This is a genomic window from uncultured Albimonas sp. (assembly GCF_963977235.1).
In the GTDB taxonomy this organism is placed as follows: Bacteria; Pseudomonadota; Alphaproteobacteria; order Rhodobacterales; family Rhodobacteraceae; genus Albimonas.
Window position 1 is genome coordinate 20,840 of sequence record NZ_CAXBOD010000046.1, and the last position, 18,611, is coordinate 39,450.

The 18,611-nt window shown below is 72.2% G+C and carries 15 protein-coding genes; 7 read left to right on the top strand and 8 right to left on the bottom strand.

Annotation, left to right across the window (positions count from 1 at the left end; all coding sequences use genetic code 11):
* Nucleotides 1-45: 45 nt before the first annotated feature.
* From AAC134_RS17740 to AAC134_RS17770, 7 genes are all read right to left on the bottom strand, one after another.
* Nucleotides 46-510, bottom strand: coding sequence for a MarR family transcriptional regulator (locus AAC134_RS17740; protein WP_339950460.1), 465 nt, complete (start codon nucleotides 508-510; stop codon nucleotides 46-48).
* Between the two features lie 11 nt (nucleotides 511-521).
* Nucleotides 522-1,844, bottom strand: a complete 1,323-nt coding sequence (locus tag AAC134_RS17745; protein WP_339950461.1) for a TRAP transporter large permease — start codon at nucleotides 1,842-1,844, stop codon at nucleotides 522-524.
* Nucleotides 1,841-2,401: a TRAP transporter small permease gene (locus AAC134_RS17750; RefSeq protein WP_339950462.1), complete on the bottom strand. Its 561-nt coding sequence runs from the start codon at nucleotides 2,399-2,401 to the stop codon at nucleotides 1,841-1,843. Before AAC134_RS17750 ends, AAC134_RS17745 begins: the two co-directional genes overlap by 4 nt.
* Nucleotides 2,401-3,444, bottom strand: a complete 1,044-nt coding sequence (locus AAC134_RS17755) for a TRAP transporter substrate-binding protein (RefSeq protein ID WP_339950463.1) — start codon at nucleotides 3,442-3,444, stop codon at nucleotides 2,401-2,403. The genes AAC134_RS17750 and AAC134_RS17755 overlap by 1 nt, the downstream gene beginning before the upstream one ends.
* Nucleotides 3,445-3,502: 58 nt before the next feature.
* Complete coding sequence (locus tag AAC134_RS17760; protein WP_339950464.1) at nucleotides 3,503-4,303, bottom strand: crotonase/enoyl-CoA hydratase family protein; 801 nt, start codon at nucleotides 4,301-4,303, stop codon at nucleotides 3,503-3,505.
* A gap of 335 nt (nucleotides 4,304-4,638) precedes the next feature.
* Entirely contained in the window at nucleotides 4,639-6,171 is a 1,533-nt protein-coding gene (locus tag AAC134_RS17765) for an ATP-binding protein (RefSeq protein ID WP_339950465.1), read from the bottom strand.
* 1 nt (nucleotide 6,172) lies between these two features.
* Nucleotides 6,173-6,943 (bottom strand): response regulator transcription factor, encoded by a 771-nt coding sequence (locus AAC134_RS17770; protein WP_339950466.1) that lies wholly within the window; start codon nucleotides 6,941-6,943, stop codon nucleotides 6,173-6,175.
* 207 nt (nucleotides 6,944-7,150) lie between these two features.
* Here AAC134_RS17770 and AAC134_RS17775 point away from each other — a divergent pair, with 207 nt between their 5' ends.
* The 4 genes from AAC134_RS17775 to ugpC all read left to right on the top strand — a co-directional run bounded on the left by AAC134_RS17775 (nucleotide 7,151) and on the right by ugpC (nucleotide 11,375).
* Nucleotides 7,151-8,395: an ABC transporter substrate-binding protein gene (locus AAC134_RS17775; protein WP_339950467.1), complete on the top strand. Its 1,245-nt coding sequence runs from the start codon at nucleotides 7,151-7,153 to the stop codon at nucleotides 8,393-8,395.
* Between the two features lie 134 nt (nucleotides 8,396-8,529).
* Nucleotides 8,530-9,399, top strand: a complete 870-nt coding sequence (locus AAC134_RS17780; protein ID WP_339950468.1) for a sugar ABC transporter permease — start codon at nucleotides 8,530-8,532, stop codon at nucleotides 9,397-9,399.
* Nucleotides 9,396-10,286 (top strand): carbohydrate ABC transporter permease, encoded by an 891-nt coding sequence (locus AAC134_RS17785; protein WP_339950469.1) that lies wholly within the window; start codon nucleotides 9,396-9,398, stop codon nucleotides 10,284-10,286. The genes AAC134_RS17780 and AAC134_RS17785 overlap by 4 nt, the downstream gene beginning before the upstream one ends.
* 3 nt (nucleotides 10,287-10,289) lie before the next feature.
* The gene (ugpC, locus tag AAC134_RS17790) at nucleotides 10,290-11,375 is read left to right on the top strand and encodes a sn-glycerol-3-phosphate ABC transporter ATP-binding protein UgpC (RefSeq protein WP_339950470.1); all 1,086 of its coding nucleotides are present in this window, start codon (nucleotides 10,290-10,292) and stop codon (nucleotides 11,373-11,375) included.
* Between the two features lie 45 nt (nucleotides 11,376-11,420).
* Here ugpC and AAC134_RS17795 read toward each other — a convergent pair whose 3' ends face one another.
* Nucleotides 11,421-15,518 (bottom strand): Calx-beta domain-containing protein, encoded by a 4,098-nt coding sequence (locus tag AAC134_RS17795; RefSeq protein WP_339950471.1) that lies wholly within the window; start codon nucleotides 15,516-15,518, stop codon nucleotides 11,421-11,423.
* A 340-nt stretch (nucleotides 15,519-15,858) separates the two neighbouring features.
* Between AAC134_RS17795 and AAC134_RS17800 the strand changes: the two genes are divergently transcribed.
* The 3 genes from AAC134_RS17800 to AAC134_RS17810 all read left to right on the top strand — a co-directional run bounded on the left by AAC134_RS17800 (nucleotide 15,859) and on the right by AAC134_RS17810 (nucleotide 18,289).
* The gene (locus tag AAC134_RS17800; RefSeq protein WP_339950472.1) at nucleotides 15,859-16,899 is read left to right on the top strand and encodes a histidine kinase; all 1,041 of its coding nucleotides are present in this window, start codon (nucleotides 15,859-15,861) and stop codon (nucleotides 16,897-16,899) included.
* Nucleotides 16,896-17,594: a LytTR family DNA-binding domain-containing protein gene (locus AAC134_RS17805; RefSeq protein ID WP_339950473.1), complete on the top strand. Its 699-nt coding sequence runs from the start codon at nucleotides 16,896-16,898 to the stop codon at nucleotides 17,592-17,594. The genes AAC134_RS17800 and AAC134_RS17805 overlap by 4 nt, the downstream gene beginning before the upstream one ends.
* Before the next feature lie 209 nt (nucleotides 17,595-17,803).
* Nucleotides 17,804-18,289, top strand: a complete 486-nt coding sequence (locus AAC134_RS17810) for a PaaI family thioesterase (protein ID WP_339950474.1) — start codon at nucleotides 17,804-17,806, stop codon at nucleotides 18,287-18,289.
* Nucleotides 18,290-18,611 lie beyond the last annotated feature (322 nt).

Consider the following 18,611-nt stretch of genomic DNA (forward strand, 5'->3'; position numbering starts at 1 on the left):
CCGGTCTTGGCGCCGGCGCCCGCGTTGCGCCCCAAGGGGGCGAAGCTAATCCAGTCCCTCGTCGATGCGGCGCAGGGCGGCGCGCAGGGCCTCGCGCTCCTCGGCGCGGAGCGGGGCGAACAGGCGCGCCTCGTGGGCGTGGACCAGCGCCTCGGCCCGGTCCCAGGCGCGGCGGCCCTTGAGGGTGGCGCGCAGCGCATAGCTGCGCCGGTCCCCCTTCACCCTGTGGCGCGCGATCAGGTCGGCGTTCTCCAGCTCGTCGACCAGCACCACCACGCCCGACCGCTCGACCTTCAGGGCCTGGGCGAGGCGGGTCTGGGTGATGTCGGGGTTCTCGAGGATCACCGCCAGCGCCGAGAAGGTGGCCACCCGCAGCCCCGCCGGCGCCAGCGTCGCGGTCATGTCGGCGCGCACCTTCATGTAGACGCGCTTCATGTTGTAGCCGGCGAACTGGCGGAGGCGCTCGTCGGTGACCTCGGGCGGCGCGGGGGCGGGGCGGGGCTCTGGCATCCGGTCCCCCCTCAGCGCGCCGCGACCTGCACCAGCCAGAAGCTGAGCGCGGGAAAGGCGATCAGCAGCGACAGGCGCAGGACCTCGGCGGCGATGAAGGGCGAGACGCCGCGGAAGATCGCGGAGGTGGGGATGTCGCGGGCCATGGCCGAGATCACGAACAGGTTCATCCCCACGGGCGGCGTGATCATGCCCATCTCGACCACCACCAGGGTGATGATGCCGAACCACAGGGCCTGTTGTTCGGGCATCAGGCCGAAGTCGAGCGCCATCACCGTGGGGAAGAACACCGGCACGGTCAGCAGGATCAGCGACAGGCTGTCCATCACGCAGCCCATCACCAGGTAGAAGGCGACGATGCACAGAAGCACGGTCATCGGCGCGATGCCGGCCTGCCCGAACCAGGCCGCGACCTCGGTGGGCATGCGCGAGAGCGCGAGCGCCACATTGAACAGGTCCGCCCCGAAGACGATGGCGAAGATCATCGCGGTCGAGGCCGCCGTCTCGATCAGGCTGTCGAGCAGACCGCGCAGGGTCAGGGCGCCCTTGGCGAGGCCGGCGACCAGGGTCATGGCGACGCCGACGGACGCGCCCTCGGCCGGGGTGAACACGCCCCCGTAGATGCCGCCCAGCACGACGGCGAAGATCGCCACGATATGCCAGATGCCGCCCAGCGCGCGCAGGCGGGCGCGCAGGTCGGCGGCCGGGTGGGTGGGGCCTTCCGAGGGGCGCAGGCGGGTGTAGACGGCGATGGCGAGGCAGAAGCCGATCACCGCCAGGATGCCGGGCAGGGTGGCCGCAAGGAACAGCTTGACGATGTTCTGCTCGGTCAGCAGGGCGTAGATGATCAGCACCACCGAGGGCGGGATCAGGATGCCCAGCGTGCCGCCGGCCGCCAGCGATCCGGCCGAGAGCGCCCCCGAATACCCGTGTCGCCGCATCTCCGGCAGCGCCACCTTGGCCATGGTCGAGGCGGTGGCGAGCGAGGACCCCGAGATCGAGCCGAACATCGCGCAGCCCGCCACCGCGGCCATCGCCAGCCCCCCGCGGAAATGCCCGATCCAGGCGTTGGAGGCCGCAAACAGCGCCGCCGAGATCCCGGTCTGCGTCGCGAGGTGCCCCATCAGGATGAACAGCGGCACGATGGCGAGCTCGTAGCTCATGAACTTGTCGGTCCAGGCGGTCGAGAGATACGCGAGCAGCGCCTGCGGGCTCGCCAGCAGCACGTAGCCGCCCGCCCCCACCAGCCCCATCGCCAGCGCGATCGGCGCGCGCGCGAAGATCGCCGCCAGCAGCACGATCACCATGATCAGCGCGAGGGTCGAGGGGCTCATGTCGGGGCGCGCCCCGCGCCGGGCTCGGGCAAGCCGGCGAGCTGGCGCAGGCCGGACTCCAGCGCGACCACGGCCGACAGCGCCATCCCCGCGACGCCCGGCAGATAGACCCACCAGACCGGAACGCGCAGCAGCATGGTGCGGTCGCCGTAGTCGAGCATGGTCTCCATCCCCGCCCACATCCGCCAGGCGAGCGCCGCCCAGGCGGCGGCGAAGATCAGCGTCCACAGCCCGTCGATCCGACGCACGCTGCGCCCGGGCGCCCAGGACGTGAAGATGTCGACCATCACGTGGCCCTTCTTGAGCTGGCACAGCGGCAGGAACAGCGCCGCGCAGGAGGCGCAGGCGAGCTCGACCATCTCGAAATCCCCGCGGAGGCCCCCGATCCCCACGGTGCGCATGACCACCGAGGCGGTGACCGCCATCGACACCGCAAAGATCGTCAGCCCGCCGGCGCCGGCGAAGACCAGGCACAGCCGCTCGAGCCAGCGGTGCAGCGCCGGGGCATCGGAAGGGGAGGGCGGAGCGCCGCCCTCCCGGTTCCTGGCGCCGGTCATCAGGCGCCCGCGTCCAGCAGCTCGTTGGCGCGCTTGAGGATCGCCTCGCCGTCGTGGCCGGCGGCGTTCAGCTTCTCGATCCAGGCGGCGTAGATCGGCTCGGCCATCGGGCGCCAGGTCGCGATCTCCTCGGCGGGGATCTCGACGATCTGGTTGCCCTGCTTCTCGACCATGCCGCGGCCGAAGGCTTCGAAGGCGTCGAAGTTCTTGCCGATGGCGCGCGACCAGTCGGGGCCGGAGTGGTCGTCGATCACCTTCTGGAGGTCCGGCGACAGCCCGTCGTAGGCCCCCTGGTTCATCACGATCGCAAACGTGTTGGCGTAGAGGCCGCGGGACCCCGCCGCCGGCTCACAGCTGATCGAGGTCAGCTCCTGCAGCTTGAAGGGCGGCACCACCTCATAGGGCAGGCAGCAGCCGTCGATGACGCCGTTGGACAGGCCCACCACCATCTCGGTGACGGGGAAGAAGACGGTTTCCGCGCCCATCGCGGCCAGCAGTTCGCCGGTGGCCTGGTTGGGGGCGCGCAGGCGCTTGCCCTGGAAGTCGGCGGCCGAGGTGATGGGCGTGTCGCGCATGTGCAGCTTGCCGCCGTCATGCATGTGGAAGGCGAGCGGTTTCAGGCCCTTGTACTCGTCCGCCCCGAACTCCTCCATCAGGGCATGGAGCGCGACCGAGCCCTTCTCGGCGTTGGTGACCATGAAGGGCAGCGACATGGTCTCGGCCACCGGGAAGCGGTCGGGGGTGTAGACGGGCAGGGTCCAGGCGATGTCGCAGATCCCCTGCCGGGCCTGGTCGGCGAGCTGGGGCGGCTTGCCGCCAAGCTGCATGGCCGGGAAGATCTGCACCTCGATGGCGCCGCCCGAGGCCTCCATCACCGATTTCGCCCAGGGCTCGAACACCTTGGTGTGCATCGGGGCGACGGGGGGCAGGAAGTGGCTCAGGCGCAGGGTGACTTCGGCCGCGCGGGCGCGCCGGACGAAGGCGGGGGCGGCGAGCGTCCCCCCGATGCCGGCCAGAGCGGCGCGGCGGGTGATCTGGGTCATGGTCTCTTCTCCCTGGTCGCGCCGCCGCCTCTGCCGGGCGGTCGGCGGGTGGTGGCCGTCAGCGGAAGGCGGGCGGCCGTTTCTCGAGGAAGGCGTTCAGGCCCTCCTCGGCGTCGCGGCTTGTCTGGCTGATCGCCGCGCACAGGCTCTCGACGAACAGCCCGTCGGGCTTTGCCATGTCCGAGATCCGGGCGATGGCCTGGATCATCATGTAATTGCTCAGCTTGGCGTTCTTCGCGACCTGATGGGCGAGCGCGCGCGCCTTCGCCAGCGCCTCGCCCGGGCCGACGGCGTAGTGGGCGAGGCCCAGGGCCGCGGCCTCTTCGGTGGCGTATTTGCGGCCCGTGAGCATCATCTCGCACATCCGGTCGGCGCCCAGGATGCGGCCGACCCGGACGGTCGCGCCGCCGCCCACGAAGATGCCGCGCATCCCCTCGGGGAGCTGGAAGATGCAGCCTGGCTCGGCCACGCGGACATGGGTGGCGCAGGCGAGCTCCAGCCCGCCCCCGATCACCGCGCCCTGCAGGGCCGAGACCACCGGGAGGCCCGAGAACTGCACCCGGTCCATCACCCGGTGCCAGTTGCGGGAGTGGGCGAGCACCGCCTCCGCCTCGCGCGAGACGTGTTCGGAGAGGTCGAGGCCGGAGCAGAAGTGGCCGCCCGCGCCATGCAGGATCACCGCGCGCACGCCCTCGGGCGGGGCGGCGAAGAAGGCGTCGATCTCGGCCAGCAGCGCGTCGCACATGGCGTTGCGCTTGGCGGGACGGTTCAGGGTCAGCGTGGCGACGGGGCCGTCGATCTCGACGGCCAGCATGGGGGCGGTCGGCGTCTGGCTCGGGGCGTCCTGCGGGGCGGTCATGCGTCCTCTCTGGCCGGCGAAGCCGGGCGGCGGCGGCCGTGGGGTCAGTCTGCGAAGGGCCGCGGGCGCGGCGGGGGCGGACGGGGCGCAGGGCGCGCCGGCCTGGCCTCTGGCGGATCCTCCCGGCGAGCCCGCTCTGCGGCGGTCGGGGTGACGTTGGGGCGCTCCGATTGTTCTGTCAATGAACAATTGCTGCTGCAACGCACCATGCACGTGACCCAACGGCGCCCTGCGGGCGGCCCTGTCGCGCCGGCGCCGGGTCGAGCCCGGGGGCACGCCGCCTGGCGGCGGCGGGCGGTCTGCAGGCGCCCTGCGGGCGGGCGTGACGCGGGGCGTCAGTTGCGGGGGAGGGTGAGGACGGCGCAGAGGCCCTCGGCGGCGGTTTCGAAGGTCAGCGCGCCGCCGTGCTGGCGCGCGATCGTGGCGGCGACCGAAAGGCCGAGGCCGGCGCCCTTGGCCCGGGCGGCGTTGGCGCCGCGGGCGAAGGGGGCGAGCAGCGCCTCCATCGCCGCGGCGTCGGCGCCTGGTCCGCCGGCGTCGGCGACCACGATGCGCGCGCGCCGGGCGTCGGCCTCGACCGAGACCTCGGCCCGGCGGCCGTATTTCAGGGCGTTGTCGATCAGGTTGCCCAGCGCGCGGCGCAGGGCCAGGGGCCGCGCCTCGATCACCACGCGGCGGGCGGCGGGGGGCTCGGGGGCGCGAGCGGCCAGGAAGATCGTGCCGACGGGACCGGCGCGGGGGGGGGCGGGCTCGGCGAGCGTCACCGGACGGCCGAGGTCGGCGTAGTCGGCCACCACCGCCTCGACCAGCGCCGTGAGGGAGAGGGAGCGGCGCGGCTCGTCCCCCATCTCGGCGCGGGTGAAGGCGAGGACCGAATCCAGCATCCCGGTCATCTGGTCGAGGTCGCGCTCCAGCCTGGCGCGCAGCTCGGCGTCCTCGATCAGGGCGGCGCGCAAACGCAGGCGGGTGGCGGGCGCGCCGAGGTCGTGGCTGATGCCCGACAGGACAAGGGCGCGCCGCGACAGCCGCTCGCGCTCCTCGGCCAGGCGGCGGTTCACGGCGGCGATGACCTCGCGCAGCTCGGCGGGGCCCTCTGCGGGGATCGGGGCGTCCTCGTCGCGCCGGGCGCGAAGGGCGGCGGCGGCGGCGCGGAAGTCGGCCGAGATCGCGGACCAGCGCCCGAGCAGCAGGGCGACGGCGAGGACCAGGCCCAGGGCGGCGGGCGCGCGCAGGTCGGCGGGCGCCTCGGCGCAGCCCCAGATCGCCTCGCCCTCGATCCGCCGCCAGGGGCCGTCGCCGAGGCGGGCGAAGACCCGCGGCTCGGCGCACCAGCGGGCGAGCAGGGCCGAGAAGGCGCCGAGGCTGGCGGCCGGCCCGCCCGCGGCGTCGTCGCCGGCGATGGAGGAGACGGGATAGGAGAGCTCGGCCGACAGCACCCGCAGGCGCAGCCGGTCGCCGCCGATGGCGCCCGGGCCGAGCGAGAGAAACGAGACCTCGGTCGCGTAGGGCAGGGCGGGGTCGGCGGCCGGGGCGCCGCGGGGCAGGGGGGGCGAGAGGGTCACGCCCACGGGCGGCGTCCCGCCGGCGTCGAGCGCGTGGTAGAGCTGCACCCCCGCGGCCCGGGCGCGGGCGAGGCGCGCCTCCCATGCGGCGTCGGAGCGGGCCCAGGCCCAGGCGCCCGCCGCCCCCGCGATCAGGGCCGCCAGCACCAGCAGGGCGCCTTGCGTGCGCAGGGTCCAGGCGCGCGCGGCCCGGCGCGGGCCGGCGCCGGCGGCCGCGCCCGGCCCGGCGGCGGGGTCCAGCGCGGCGAGCGAGGCGGGCTCCCAGGCCCCGGCGGGCGGTTCGTCTGGGGCGGGGGCGTCGCGCATCTCAGCGCACGGGGGCGGGGGCGGGCGCGCGGGGGGCGGTCTCGACCTCGGCGGTCAGGACGTAGCCGACGCCGCGCTGGGTGCGGATCAGCGCCGGGACCCTTGGGTTCTCCTCGATCTTGGTGCGCAGGCGGCCCACCAGCACGTCGACGGCGCGGGAGCTGGCGTCGGGCTCCGTCCCCGCGGAGTCGACGGCGTCGGGGTCGTGCAGGGCCTCGGCGATCTCCTCGCGGGTCAGGGGGATGTTGGGGTTGGCCAGCAGGCACTTGAGCAGCGCGGCCTCGCGGCGGGAGAGGGAGGCCTCGACCCCGTCGGGCCCGGTTGCGGTCTCGGTCCGCGCGTCGAAGGTCCAGCCGGCGAAACGGTGCACCCCCTCGGCCCGGCGATAGGCGAGCGAGGCGGCGCGGCGGGTGCGGCGCAGGACGGCGCGGATCCGGGCGAGCAGCAGCTCGGGGTTGAAGGGTTTCGCGACATAGTCGTCGGCGCCGCGCGCGTAGCCCGCCATGCGCTGGTGGTCGGCCGACAGCGCCGAGAGCATCACGATGGGCACGTCATGCTCGGCCCGCAGGCGGGCGCAGATCTCGAGGCCGCTCTCGTCGCCGAGCATCACGTCGAGCAGGATCAGGTCGATGCGATGGCGGGCGAACTCGGCCCGGGCCTGGGCGCCGGTCGCGGCCTCCAGCGCGGCGAAGCCGTGGCGGCGCAGGAAGGCGGTCAGCATCGCGCGCATCTCGGGGTCGTCGTCCACGACCAGAAGCCTGGGGATGGTCATCGCCGTCCGGTCCTTGTCCGCCGCCGCGCCGGTTCCGGCGCCTCTATAGACTGCCGCGTAACGCTTTGTAACGGAACGCCCCGAAAACGCGGACTTCTTCGGCAGTGCAGCATGGATCGGGCGTTGATGCTGCGCCGCGGCTTCCGCGATCTTCCGGCCCGGAGACGCAGGCCCCCGGCGGGGGGCGGCGGACAAGGGAGGATGACAATGCGCAAGCTCAACGTTCTGGCGGCCTCGTCGATGGCCGCGCTGCTCGCCGGCGCCGCGGCCGCCGAGCCGCAGGTGGAGGTGCTGCACTGGTGGACCTCGGGCGGGGAGGCGAAGTCGGTCGCCGTCCTGCAGCAGGAGTTCGCCGAGCGCGGCGGGACCTGGACCGACATGCCGGTGGCGGGCGGCGGCGGCGACGCGGCGATGACCGCGCTCCGCGCCCGGGTCCTGTCGGGCAACGCGCCGACCGCGGTGCAGCTCAAGGGCCCCGCGATCCAGGAGTGGTACGAGGAAGGCGTGCTGTCGGACATCTCCGACGTGGCAGAGGCGCAGGGCTGGTCCGAGGTGCTGCCCGAGGCGATCGCCGGCCACATGAAATGCGAGGGCGCCTGGTGCGCCGCCCCGGTGAACGTGCACCGGGTCGACTGGATCTGGGCCAACGCCAAGGTCCTGGAAGACGCCGGCATCGAGATGCCGACCACCTGGGAGGCGTTCAACGCCGCCGCGCAGACGCTGCAGGAGGCGGGGGTGGTCCCGCTCGCCCACGGCGGCCAGGCCTGGCAGGACGCGACCCTGTTCGAGGTGGTGGCGCTGAGCCTGGGCGGGCCGGAGTTCTACAAGGCCGCGCTCGTGGACCTCGACCCCGAGGCGCTGAAGTCCGACCAGATGAAGGCGGTGTTCGACCAGATGCGCACCCTGCGCGGCTTTGTCGACGACAACTTCTCGGGGCGCGAGTGGAACCTCGCCACCGCCATGGTGATCAACGGCGAGGCCGGCTTCCAGATCATGGGCGACTGGGCCAAGGGCGAGTTCGCGGCGGCGGGCAAGACCCCGGGCGAGGACTTCCTGTGCGCCTCGGCGCCGGGCGAGGGCTTCCTCTACAACGTCGACAGCTTCGCGATGTTCGAGGTGGACGGCGAGGACCGGGTGGCCGGCCAGAAGCTGCTGGCCGAGCTGATCATGGGCCCGACCTTCCAGGAGACCTTCAACCTCAACAAAGGCTCGATCCCCGCGCGCACCGACGTCAGCCTGGATAAGTTCGACAGCTGCGCCCACACCTCGTCCGAGGAGATGCAGGCGAGCGCGGACGGCGGCTCGCTGCTGCCCTCCTACGCCCACGGCATGGCGCTGCGCGGCGCGCAGGCGGGCGCGATCACCGACGTGGTGACGGCGCACTTCAACTCCGAGATGAGCTCGGACGAGGCGGTGCAGATGCTCGCCGACGCGGTCGCCAACTCGATGTGATCGGCTGATCGCCAGGACCTCCGGCGCAGGGCCACACCCCGCGTCGGCCCACGGCCCCCTTCCCCTCCTCGCGGGGAGGGGGGCGCCCCCGGGCCCGCCCGGGGGGATCGGAAGGCGAGGGAGGGGACCTCTGCATGTTCGACTGGCTGGAACGTCAGGCGCCCAAGCTGGTGCTGGCGCCGTCCTTCGCCGCGATGCTGCTGTTCGTCTACGGCTTCATCGGCTGGACCGCCTGGGTCAGCCTGACGAAATCGCGGCTGCTGCCGAAGTACGCGATCGACGGCTTTGGCCAGTACGCGCGCCTGTTCAACGCGCCGCGCTGGGACGTGGCGATCGAGAACCTGGCGATCTTCGGGATCCTGTTCATCGGCGTCTCGATGCTGCTGGGGCTCTTGCTGGCGATCCTGCTCGACCAGCGGATCCGGGCCGAGGGGGCGCTGAGGACCATCTACCTCTATCCCATGGCGCTCTCGATGATCGTCACCGGCACGGCGTGGAAGTGGATCCTCAACCCCGGGCTGGGCATCGAGGCGATGGTCCGCGGCTGGGGGTTCGAGGCGTTCAGCTTCGGCTGGCTCGTCGACCCGCAGATGGCGATCTACACGGTGGTGATCGCGGGGGTCTGGCAGGCCTCGGGCTTCGTGATGGCGCTTTTTCTCGCGGGGCTGCGGAGCGTCGACTCCGAGATCATCAAGGCCGCCCAGGTCGACGGCATCCCGACCACGCGGATCTACACGGCGATCATCATCCCCTCGATGGCGCCGATCTTCCTGTCGGCCTTCATCGTGCTGGCGCATCTGGCGATCAAGAGCTTCGACCTGGTGATCGCGCTGACCGGCGGCGGTCCGGGCTACGCCACCGACCTTCCGGCCACGTATATGTATGCGATGGCGTTCTCGCGCGGGGACCTGGGGCAGGCCGCGTCGTCGGCGATGATCATGATGATGATCGTCTTCGCGGTGGTGGTCCCCTACCTCTATTCCGAGCTGAGGACGCGCAAATGAGCGATCTGTCGAGCTATTCCGCCGAGCGGACCGACTGGGGCAAGATCGCCCTGCGCTGGCTTCTCTTCGCGATCCTGGGCGTCTTCGCGCTGTGGTACCTGGCGCCGCTCTTCGTGATGCTGACCACCTCGGTGAAGACGCTCGAGGAGATCCGCACCGGCTCCCTGATCGCGCTCCCGCGCGAGATCACCTTCGAGCCCTGGGCCAAGGCCTGGTCGCAGGCCTGCTCGGGCATCACCTGCGAAGGCTTGCGGCCCTATTTCTTCAACTCGATCCTGCTGGCGGTCCCGTCCGTGGCGATCTCGACCGTGATCGGGGCGCTGAACGGCTATGTGATCGCGCAGTGGCGGTTCCGGGGGGCGGACACGATCTTCGCCATGCTGCTCTTCGGCTGCTTCATCCCGTTCCAGGTGGTGCTGCTGCCGATGGCCAAGATGCTGGGGCTGCTGGGGCTCGCGGGCACCATCCCGGGGCTGATGCTGGTACACGTGGTCTACGGGATCGGCTTCACCACGCTGTTCTTCCGCAACTTCTACGTCTCGATCCCCGGCGACCTGATCAAGGCGGCGAAGGTGGACGGCGCGGGGTTCCTGCGGATCTTCGTCTCGATCTTCCTGCCGCTGTCGGTCCCGATCGTGGTGGTCTCGATCATCTGGCAGTTCACCCAGATCTGGAACGACTTCCTGTTCGGCGTCTCGTTCTCCTCGGCCGGCTCGCAGCCGGTGACGGTGGCGCTGAACAACATCGTCAACTCGACGACGGGCGTGAAGGAATACAACGTCGACATGGCGGCCGCGATCATCGCCGCCCTGCCGACCCTTCTCGTCTACGTCGTCGCCGGCAAGTACTTCATCCGCGGCCTGACCGCGGGATCGGTGAAAGGCTGACCCATGGCGCCCGTGCTGACGATCCGGAACCTCCGCAAGGCCTATGGCGAGACGGTGATCCTCCACGACGTGAACATCGAGATCGAGGAGGGCGACTTCCTGGTCCTGGTGGGCCCGTCCGGCTGCGGCAAGTCCACCCTGCTCAACTGCATCGCGGGGCTCGAGCCGATCTCCGGCGGCTCGGTCGCCATTGGCGGGCGGGAGATGACCAAGGCCCCGCCCAAGGACCGCGACATCGCCATGGTGTTCCAGAGCTATGCTCTGTACCCGACGATGACGGTCGCCAAGAACATCACTTTCGGGATGAAGGTGCGCGGCGTCGATGCGGCCACCCAGAAGCGCAAGCTCGACGAGGTGGCGCGCCAGCTCCAGATCTCGCAGCTGCTGGACCGCAAGCCGGGTCAGTTGTCGGGCGGGCAGCGCCAGCGGGTCGCGATGGGCCGGGCGCTGGTGCGCGAACCGAAGCTGTTCCTGTTCGACGAGCCGCTCTCGAACCTCGACGCCAAGCTGCGGGTGGAGATGCGCACCGAGATCAAGCGGCTGCACCAGGACCTGGGCGCCTCGATGGTCTACGTCACCCACGACCAGATCGAGGCGATGACGCTGGCGACCCGGATCGTGGTGATGAAGGGGGGCGTGATCCAGCAGATCGGCTCGCCGTCCGAGATCTACAACCGGCCGGCCAACATGTTCGTGGCGGACTTCATGGGCTCTCCGGCGATGAACCTGATCCCGGCGACGGTCGAGGGCGGGCAGGTGGCCATCGCGCGGGAGGGCGACGCGCCGATCCTGATCCAGGCGCCGGTCGGGGCGAACCTTCCCCGCGACGTCGTGCTGGGCCTGCGCCCCGAGGACATCGTCGAGCCGGGCGCCCGCCACGGCGCCCACGTGGTCCCCGCCCGCTGCCTGGTGGAGGTGGTCGAGCCTGCGGGCGCCGACACCTACGTCGTCTCGCGCCTCGGCGGCGCCGCGGTGACCGCGCGCCTCTCGGCCGAGACGCGGGCGCAGGCGGGCCAACCGCTCGACGTGGCCTTCGACCTCGCCAAGGCGAGCTTCTTCGAGCCGCGGACCGGCGCCCGGCTGAATTGATCGGGGGCGCGGATGGCGCATTGAAATGCGCCATCCGCGCCGGCCTCAGACCAGCAGGTCGCCCCCGCCGTCGTCGTTGAGGATCAGGCCGATGGCCTCGGCGTCCAGCAGCTCCGCGCCCTGGGGGTTGGAGAGGAGGATCGCGAAGCTCTCGTCCGCCTCGGGGAGACCGTCGCCGGTCAGGGCGATGCGGATCTGCCGGGTCTGCTCGCCGGGGGCGAAGCGCAGCGTGCCGGAGGCGGCCTCGAAATCCGTCTCGTCCGCCGTGCCGGGGGCGGTGGTCCAGTCGACCGTGATCTCCTGCGCGGCCGGGGCGGTGAGCGAGACCTCGAACGTCGCCCAGGCGCCGGTCTCGCCGAAGTCGAACTGCATCGGCTCGAGGTAGGCCATCTTGGCCTCGATCACCGTGCGCCAGTCGTCGGCCAGCACGCCCCCGGTGTCGCCGGAGTTGGGGTTCCACGACCAGTACGTCCAGCCGATCCCCTCCTGCCCCGAGGCCAGCTCGGAGGCGCCGTCGCCGTCGAAGTCGCCCTGCAGATAGACGGTCAGCGCCGCCAGCCACGGTTCGTCCTTGGGGTCCTGCAGGCGGGTGCCGAACTCGCCCAGCATAACCGGGGCGATCTCGTCCTCGAAGATGAAGCCCCAGGCCTCGCGGAAGATCTCCGGCAGGTCCTCGGCGAAACCGGGGTCCTGGAACCAGGGCTGCGCGTGGACCGAGTTGCCGTAGTCGTGGGGCGAGTAGACCAGCTTGTCGTCGAGCGCGAGCTCGATGGGCCGGTCGCGCACGCCCTGCAGAGCGCCGCCCCACCAGTAGCTGTCGCCCTGGTAGGCGCCCACGCCCTCGACCAGGATCAGCCAGTTGGGATTGACCTCGCCGATGGCGTCGCCGGCGGTCTCGGCCGCGCGGGCCCAGTCGCGGGCGCCGCCGCCGCCCCAGGTCCCGGCGTGCGGCTCGTTGTGCAGGTCGGCGCCGATCACGGTGGGATCGTCGGCATAGCGGGCGGCGAGCATCCGCCAGTCCTCGATCCAGCCGGCCTCGGTGAAGCCGCCCTCGCCATACCACAGACCGTTGCCGGAGGTCCCCGCGCCGGCGGTCGAGCGGTGGTGGTAGAGGATGATGCGCATCCCGATCTCGCCCGCGTAGTCCACGATCACGTCGAGGATCTCGAGCGGGGTCAGCCCCGCCAGGTCCGGATTCTGCGAGAAGTCGATGCCGTTGGGCGCGGCCGTGGTGTGCAGCATCTCGGAGGAAAACGGCAGGCGGATGGTGTTGAACCCCTCGGCCTGCATCTGGTCCATCATCGAGGCGTAGCCGCGTGTCCACAGGCCGTGGGGGGCGAAGGTGTCGCTCTCGAAGCCGAACCAGTTCACGCCGGCGATGCGCACCGGAGTTCCGTCGGCATCGACGACCTGGTTCCCCGAGGTCGAGAACCAGCCGGGCGACGTCCCGCCCTCGTCGCCCTCGGCCGCGGCCGCGTCGTCGATGCCGATCCCGGGGCTTGGCGCGGGATCGTTCTCGACGATCGCGCCCTGCGCCCGGGGGACGCCCAGACTGCCGCCCGAGGGAGCGGAGAGGGCGATGGTGAAGCTCTCGGGGCCTTCAAAGACGGCGTCGTCCAGCGTGGCGACGCGGATCGTCTTCGTGGTCTCGCCCGGAGCGAAGCTGAGCGTGCCGGAGACGGCGACATAGTCTTCCCCGGCGCGCGCGCCGCCGTCCTGCGAGGCGTAGCGCACGCTGATGGTTTCGACCGAGGCGGCCGAAAGCGAGATCTCGAATTCGAGAAACTCGCCCTCGACCGCTTCGGCCCCGGCGACCGAAATCGCCGGCGGCGCGACGGGGGGATCCGCGCCGTCCAGGGCCAGACCGGAGACGGCGCTGTCGTCGCCTGCGGCCTGGAAACCGAAGCCGGTGGTCCCGCCCGCGGGAACATCGGCGTTGTAATCAAGGTTGGAGAGGACGTAGCGGGTCCCCTCCTGGGACACGATCCGGGCGTTCCAGATGTTGACGATCTCGAAGCCCGCATCGAAGGCGACGGTCCAGCCCTCGAGCGGGGCGTCGCCCGCACTGACGGCCATCGTGGCGACGAAGCCGCCCGACCAGGCGTTGTCGACCGAATAGGACACCGTGCCGCCGTCCTCAGGCGGAGGCGGAGGCGGAGGCGGCGGTGGGGGCGCGGCCTCGTCGTCGTCGCGGATGCGCACCACGCCCTTGGCGTCGGCGAGGGTCGCTCCCTCGGGGTTGGAGAGGCGGACGACGAAACGCTCGTCCCCCTCCTCGAGCCCGTCGCCGAAGACCCGCACGCGCAGGGTCTGCACCGTCTCTCCGGGGGCGAAGGTCAGGGTTCCGGAGGCGGCGCGGTAGTCCTCGCCGGCCGCGGCGGTCCCGTCGCGGGTGGTCCAGTCGACCGAGACCGGGGCGTCCGAGGCCTCCGACAGGCGCACCTTCAGCCTGGCGACGCTCCAGCCGTCGTCGCCCTCGTCCAGGCGACGGTTGGAGATGGTCAGCTCGGGCGGCGGCGCAGGCGCGGCCTCGTCGTCGTTGCGCAGGGTGACGCGAGCTTCGCCGTCGGCGATCTCGAGACCCTCGGGAGAGGAGAGGCGCACGAAAAGCGTCTCGTCGGTCTCGGGCGTCGTGTCGCCCATGGCGTGGACGTGGATGGTCCTGGCGGTCTCGCCCGCGGCGAAGGTCAGGGTTCCGGAGGCGGGGTGATAATCCTCGCCCGCCCGCGCGGTCCCGTCCGCGGTGGTCCAGGCCACCGTGACCGGCGCGTGCCAGGCCTTCGACAGGGTCGCCTCGACCAGCATGTGGGTCTCGCCCGCGTCGCCCTCGGCGCCCGAAACGTCGGCGAGCGAGATCGCGGGCAGGTCGTCGGGCGCCTCGTCGGGGTCGTCGTCGCGGATCGTGGCGGTGGCCTCGGCCCTGGCCAGCACCGCGCCGGAGGGAGAGGTCAGGCGCAGGCCGAAGGTCTCGTCGGCCTCGTGCAGGACATCGTCGGCGAGCGAGATCGAGATCGTCTTCAGGACTTCGCCCGGGGCGAAGCTGAGCGTCCCGACGGCGGGGGCGTAGTCCTCCCCCGCCCGCGCGGTCCCGGCGACGGTCGCCCAGTCGACCGTCACCGTTCCCGTGGCGGGGGCCGAGAGGGACACGGTGAACTCGACCACCCCCTCCGCCTCGTCCGCCTGCGCGTCGCTCGCCGACAGGCGCGGCGCGGGAGCCGCCCCCTCCAGCGCCGCCTGCCACTCCGCCCGGGCCGAAGGATCGCGGGCGACGATCGCCCCCATGTCCAGCGCCCCGAGCGGGGTTCCGGCGAGCGTGTAGCTCTGCCGGTTTCCGTCGATCGTGATGACCGTCTCGCCGTCGATCTCGGCCAGGGTGAACTGGTCGCCGCGAAACCAGCCGAAATCGAGCCGGTCGTGGGCCGGATCGAAGGCGAGGCGGACGTGCGCGCCCCAGTCCCAGTCGAGCTCGAACACCCGGCCCGACTCGCCCGGAGGCGGGTCGCCGGGGCCCGCGGCGGTGGGCCAGTCGCGGGTGCCGGCGACCGGCGTCCCCTGGTCGAGCACCTGCGCCTCGGGCACGACCTCGATCCCCAGCTGCAGGTGGACGCGGTCCTCGCGCACCTGGGCCGAATAGAACAGGAAGTTGCCGGCCGAGAGCTGGTCGGTCGAGACGCCCAGAAGGATCAGCGTCTGCCCGGTGCCGGCGTTGGAGATCACCGCCCCCTCGGCCCCGTCGGTCATCGAGATCTGCTCGCGCGAGCCGTAGTGGCGCATGTCCACCACGTCGGTCGCCGGATCGAAGGCGACGCGGTCGATGCGGCCCGGCTCATGCGAGCGGGCATAGACGGTGTTCGGCTGTTCCTCGATCCCGTGGGCCCAGGCCAGCGCGCCTGAAAGGCACTGGCGCAGGTGGTCGTTGATCACCGGCAGGAAGCTGTCGATCGTCAGCTGGCCCAGGGAGACGCCCTGGACGACCGTGGTCTCGCCGGACCAGGGGTCGAGAAAGCCGACGCCCGCGTCGGTGTCGACCACGATGAAATTGTGAACGGAGACGTCGCCGAGGTCGAGCTTGTCGCGGGCCGGATCGAACCCGAGGATGTCGCCCTCGCCCTGGATCACCCGGTAGACCGTGCCGTCGGCCATCGTCGCCTCCCTCCCTGCGCGCCGGCCTCTGCGGGGCGACGCCGCGTCGTGCTACCAGCCTTTTCGCGGCGATCCAGAGGGGGGCGGGCGGGGATCGGCGAACCGGGCGGATTCCTCGGTCAACGCGGCGGAAGCTTCGATGCGGAGGGCGCAGGGCGGGCGCTTGTCGGCCCGCGGCGGCGGCTGTATCGAAGGAGGGCGACTCCCCGATCTGCCGGCAGCGGAGACCGTCCCGATCGCTTCCACCCTGCCCACGGCGGCCGAGCCGCCCCGACCCGCCGCCCGCGCCTCCGCCCGAGCCCGCCCTCCCGACGCGGAGGACGGCGGGCTGGTCGCGGGGGTGCTGGGGGGGCCGGCCTCGGCGTTGCGCTTCACGCTGGCGGGCTGGGCGGCCTTCGTGCTGTTCGACATCGTGGTGCGTCTGTTCACCTACCAGGACGTCTGGTCGGCGATCGTGCTGACGCTCGCGCTCGATCCCTTCGTGATCGCGCAGGCCTACGTGCTGGCGGCGATCTACCGGCGGCTGGGGTTCGAGGGGCGCCTGACCGCCCCGGCGCTGGCCTGGATCCTGGGTCTGGGGGCCGGCGGCGGCGTGCTGGTCGCGCTCGCCGCCGAGGAGCTGCGCCAGCCGCTGGCCATCGTGCCCCTGACCGGCACCATGCTGCCCCCGTTCCTCTCGGTCGCCTTCTACTTCTTCCTGGTCTACGTGAGCTGGAGCCTCGCCTGCTTCTGGATCGCCGCCGAGCGCGCCCGCCGGGCCGAGCGTCGCCGCGCCGCCCAGGCCGAGGCCGAAGCGCGCGAGGCCGAGCTGCAGCGCCTGCGCCTGCAGCTGGACCCGCATTTCCTGCTCAACGCCCTCAACGGCGCCGCCGAGGAGCTGCAGGTCGACCCCGCCGCCGCCCGGGCGATGATCGAGGACCTGTCGATCTTCCTGCGCCGCTCGCTGGACGGCATGGACCGGCTGGTGGCGAGGCTGGACGACGAGGTGGACGCGCTGGAGGCCTATCTCGCCGTGCAACGCTCCCGCTTCGGAGAGCGGTTCGAGGCCTCGCTGGACGTCGAGGCGGCGGCGCTGGGGCGGGGGGTGGTCTCGTTCCTCCTGCAGCCGCTGGTCGAGAACGCGGTCGAGCATGGGCGCCGCGGCGGCCGGCGTTCGCTGAGCGTGACGATCCGGGCGGCGGGCGCGGCAGGGCTGGAGATCGAGATCTCCAACCCCGGGGCGCTGGCCGACGCGGCGCCGGCGGGCTCGCGCTCGGGCATCGGGCTCGAGAACGTGCGCCGGCGGCTGGCGCTGCACTACCCCGGCCGCCACGCGCTGGCGCTGGCGCAGGAGGGAGACGAGGTGCGCGTGTCGCTGCGGCTGGAGGGGGCGCCGGAATGAAGGTGGTGATCGTGGACGACGAGCCGCTGGCGATCCGGGCGTTGTCGCGCCTGCTGGCCGCGGCCCCCGACGTCGAGATCGTGGCGACCGCCGGCGACCTCGACGCGGGCGTGCGCGCCATCGAGACCCACCGCCCCGACGCCGCCTTCCTGGACGTGGAGCTCGACGAGGGCGACAGCTTTGACCTTCTGGCGCGCCTCGACCCCGCTCCGAAGGTGGTCTTCGTCACCGCCCATGCCGAGCGCGCCATCGACGCCTTTGCGGTGCGGGCCGCCGACTACCTGCTCAAGCCCGTCGACCCCGGGCGGCTGGCCGAGGCGCTGCGGCGGCTGCGCCCCGCCCCCGACGCCTCGGGCGAGCCGGTGGAGCTGGCGATCCCGGGGCGCACGCTGCTGGTTCCCCCCGGCTCGATCGCCGCCCTGACCGCGGAGGGGGATTTCACCCGCGTGCATCTGGCCGGCGATCCCTCGGTGCTGATCCTGCGCACGCTGAGCCATTTCGAGAGCAGCCTGCCCGCCCCGCCCTTCGTGCGGCTGGGCCGCTCGACCATGGTCAACGTCGAGCGGGTGCGCCGGCTGGTCTCGCGCGACCGCAACCTGACGCTGGCGACGCTCGACGGGCTGGACGAACCGCTGTCGCTGGGCCGCGCCGCCGCCGGCCGCCTGCGCGCGGCGCTGGCCTGCCGGCGGGGCTGAGGCGGCCGCGGGCCCTGAAGGGGTCGTGTCCCTGGCCCCCGCGCGGGCCCGACGGCCCGCCGCGGGCAGGGCGCACGGCCGGCGATCCTGCCTGCCGGTCGGCAAGGGCGCTTGCCCCGCGCGCCGAGATGCGCTCCAACTGGCCGCGACCGATGTCGCGGGGAACGCGCCTTGCCGTCCCTCGCGCGCGACCTGACGAAAGGCCACCGATGACGACCGCCCCTTCTCCCGCCCCTGCCGCCAGCATCCACGACGCCGAGCTGCGCGCGACCCCCGGCAGCCTGTTCGAGACCATGGGCCTGCAGCGGCGCACAAAGTTCGAGGGCGGCCGCGCGGTGGTCGAGTACCTCGCCGGCCCGCACATGTGTCACTCGGGCGGGATCGTGCAGGGGGGCTTCGTGACCGGCTGGATCGACCAGGCGATGGCGATGGCGCTGATGAGCCTGGTGGGGGTCGAGCAGACGCCGATCTCGCTCGAGATCAAGATCAGCTTCCTCGCCCCCGCCCGCCCCGGCCTGGTGATCGCCGAGGGCTGGGTCGAGCGCGCCGGCCGCTCGACCTGCTTTGCCGAGGGGACGCTGCGCGACGAGACGGGCCTGCTGCTGGCCAAGGGCACCTCGACGGTGCGCCTGATCTCCCGCGCCAAGGCCGAGGCCGGCTCGCGCGCCGCGCTGGAGGCGCGCGGCGGCGCCTGAGGCGGTTGTCTACGGGGCAGGGCGGGCTCGGCGACTCGAATCTTCCGAATCTCCGGCTCCCGGATTCGGCCTGACGCCACGTTGTTGAGAGATTCTGCTGATCCCGGCGCGCCGGGATCAGCGGCGAGCCCCGGCAGGCTCCGCCAGGCCAGCGGGGCAGGGCCCTTTGGCCGTTGCGGAAACTTCATAGTGTCACGCCGGCGCCGCTACGTTCGACACGAAAACTTCGCATGGGCAGTGAGAAAGCGGTTGCGCCCCCCCGCGATTCCCCCTAGATAGCCGCTCACCGACGAGGCGCTGCGGCGCACCGTTTGGTTCAGCG

Coding starts and splice junctions, on each gene's coding strand:
- AAC134_RS17740 (WP_339950460.1), bottom strand. CDS start 510: ATGCCAGAGCCCCGCCCCGCCCCCGCGCCGCCCGAGGTCACCGACGAG.
- AAC134_RS17785 (WP_339950469.1), top strand. CDS start 9,396: ATGAGCGATCTGTCGAGCTATTCCGCCGAGCGGACCGACTGGGGCAAG.
- AAC134_RS17770 (WP_339950466.1), bottom strand. CDS start 6,943: ATGACCATCCCCAGGCTTCTGGTCGTGGACGACGACCCCGAGATGCGC.
- AAC134_RS17805 (WP_339950473.1), top strand. CDS start 16,896: ATGAAGGTGGTGATCGTGGACGACGAGCCGCTGGCGATCCGGGCGTTG.
- AAC134_RS17775 (WP_339950467.1), top strand. CDS start 7,151: ATGCGCAAGCTCAACGTTCTGGCGGCCTCGTCGATGGCCGCGCTGCTC.
- AAC134_RS17765 (WP_339950465.1), bottom strand. CDS start 6,171: ATGCGCGACGCCCCCGCCCCAGACGAACCGCCCGCCGGGGCCTGGGAG.
- AAC134_RS17750 (WP_339950462.1), bottom strand. CDS start 2,401: ATGACCGGCGCCAGGAACCGGGAGGGCGGCGCTCCGCCCTCCCCTTCC.
- AAC134_RS17745 (WP_339950461.1), bottom strand. CDS start 1,844: ATGAGCCCCTCGACCCTCGCGCTGATCATGGTGATCGTGCTGCTGGCG.
- AAC134_RS17795 (WP_339950471.1), bottom strand. CDS start 15,518: ATGGCCGACGGCACGGTCTACCGGGTGATCCAGGGCGAGGGCGACATC.
- AAC134_RS17810 (WP_339950474.1), top strand. CDS start 17,804: ATGACGACCGCCCCTTCTCCCGCCCCTGCCGCCAGCATCCACGACGCC.
- AAC134_RS17780 (WP_339950468.1), top strand. CDS start 8,530: ATGTTCGACTGGCTGGAACGTCAGGCGCCCAAGCTGGTGCTGGCGCCG.
- ugpC (WP_339950470.1), top strand. CDS start 10,290: ATGGCGCCCGTGCTGACGATCCGGAACCTCCGCAAGGCCTATGGCGAG.
- AAC134_RS17760 (WP_339950464.1), bottom strand. CDS start 4,303: ATGACCGCCCCGCAGGACGCCCCGAGCCAGACGCCGACCGCCCCCATG.
- AAC134_RS17755 (WP_339950463.1), bottom strand. CDS start 3,444: ATGACCCAGATCACCCGCCGCGCCGCTCTGGCCGGCATCGGGGGGACG.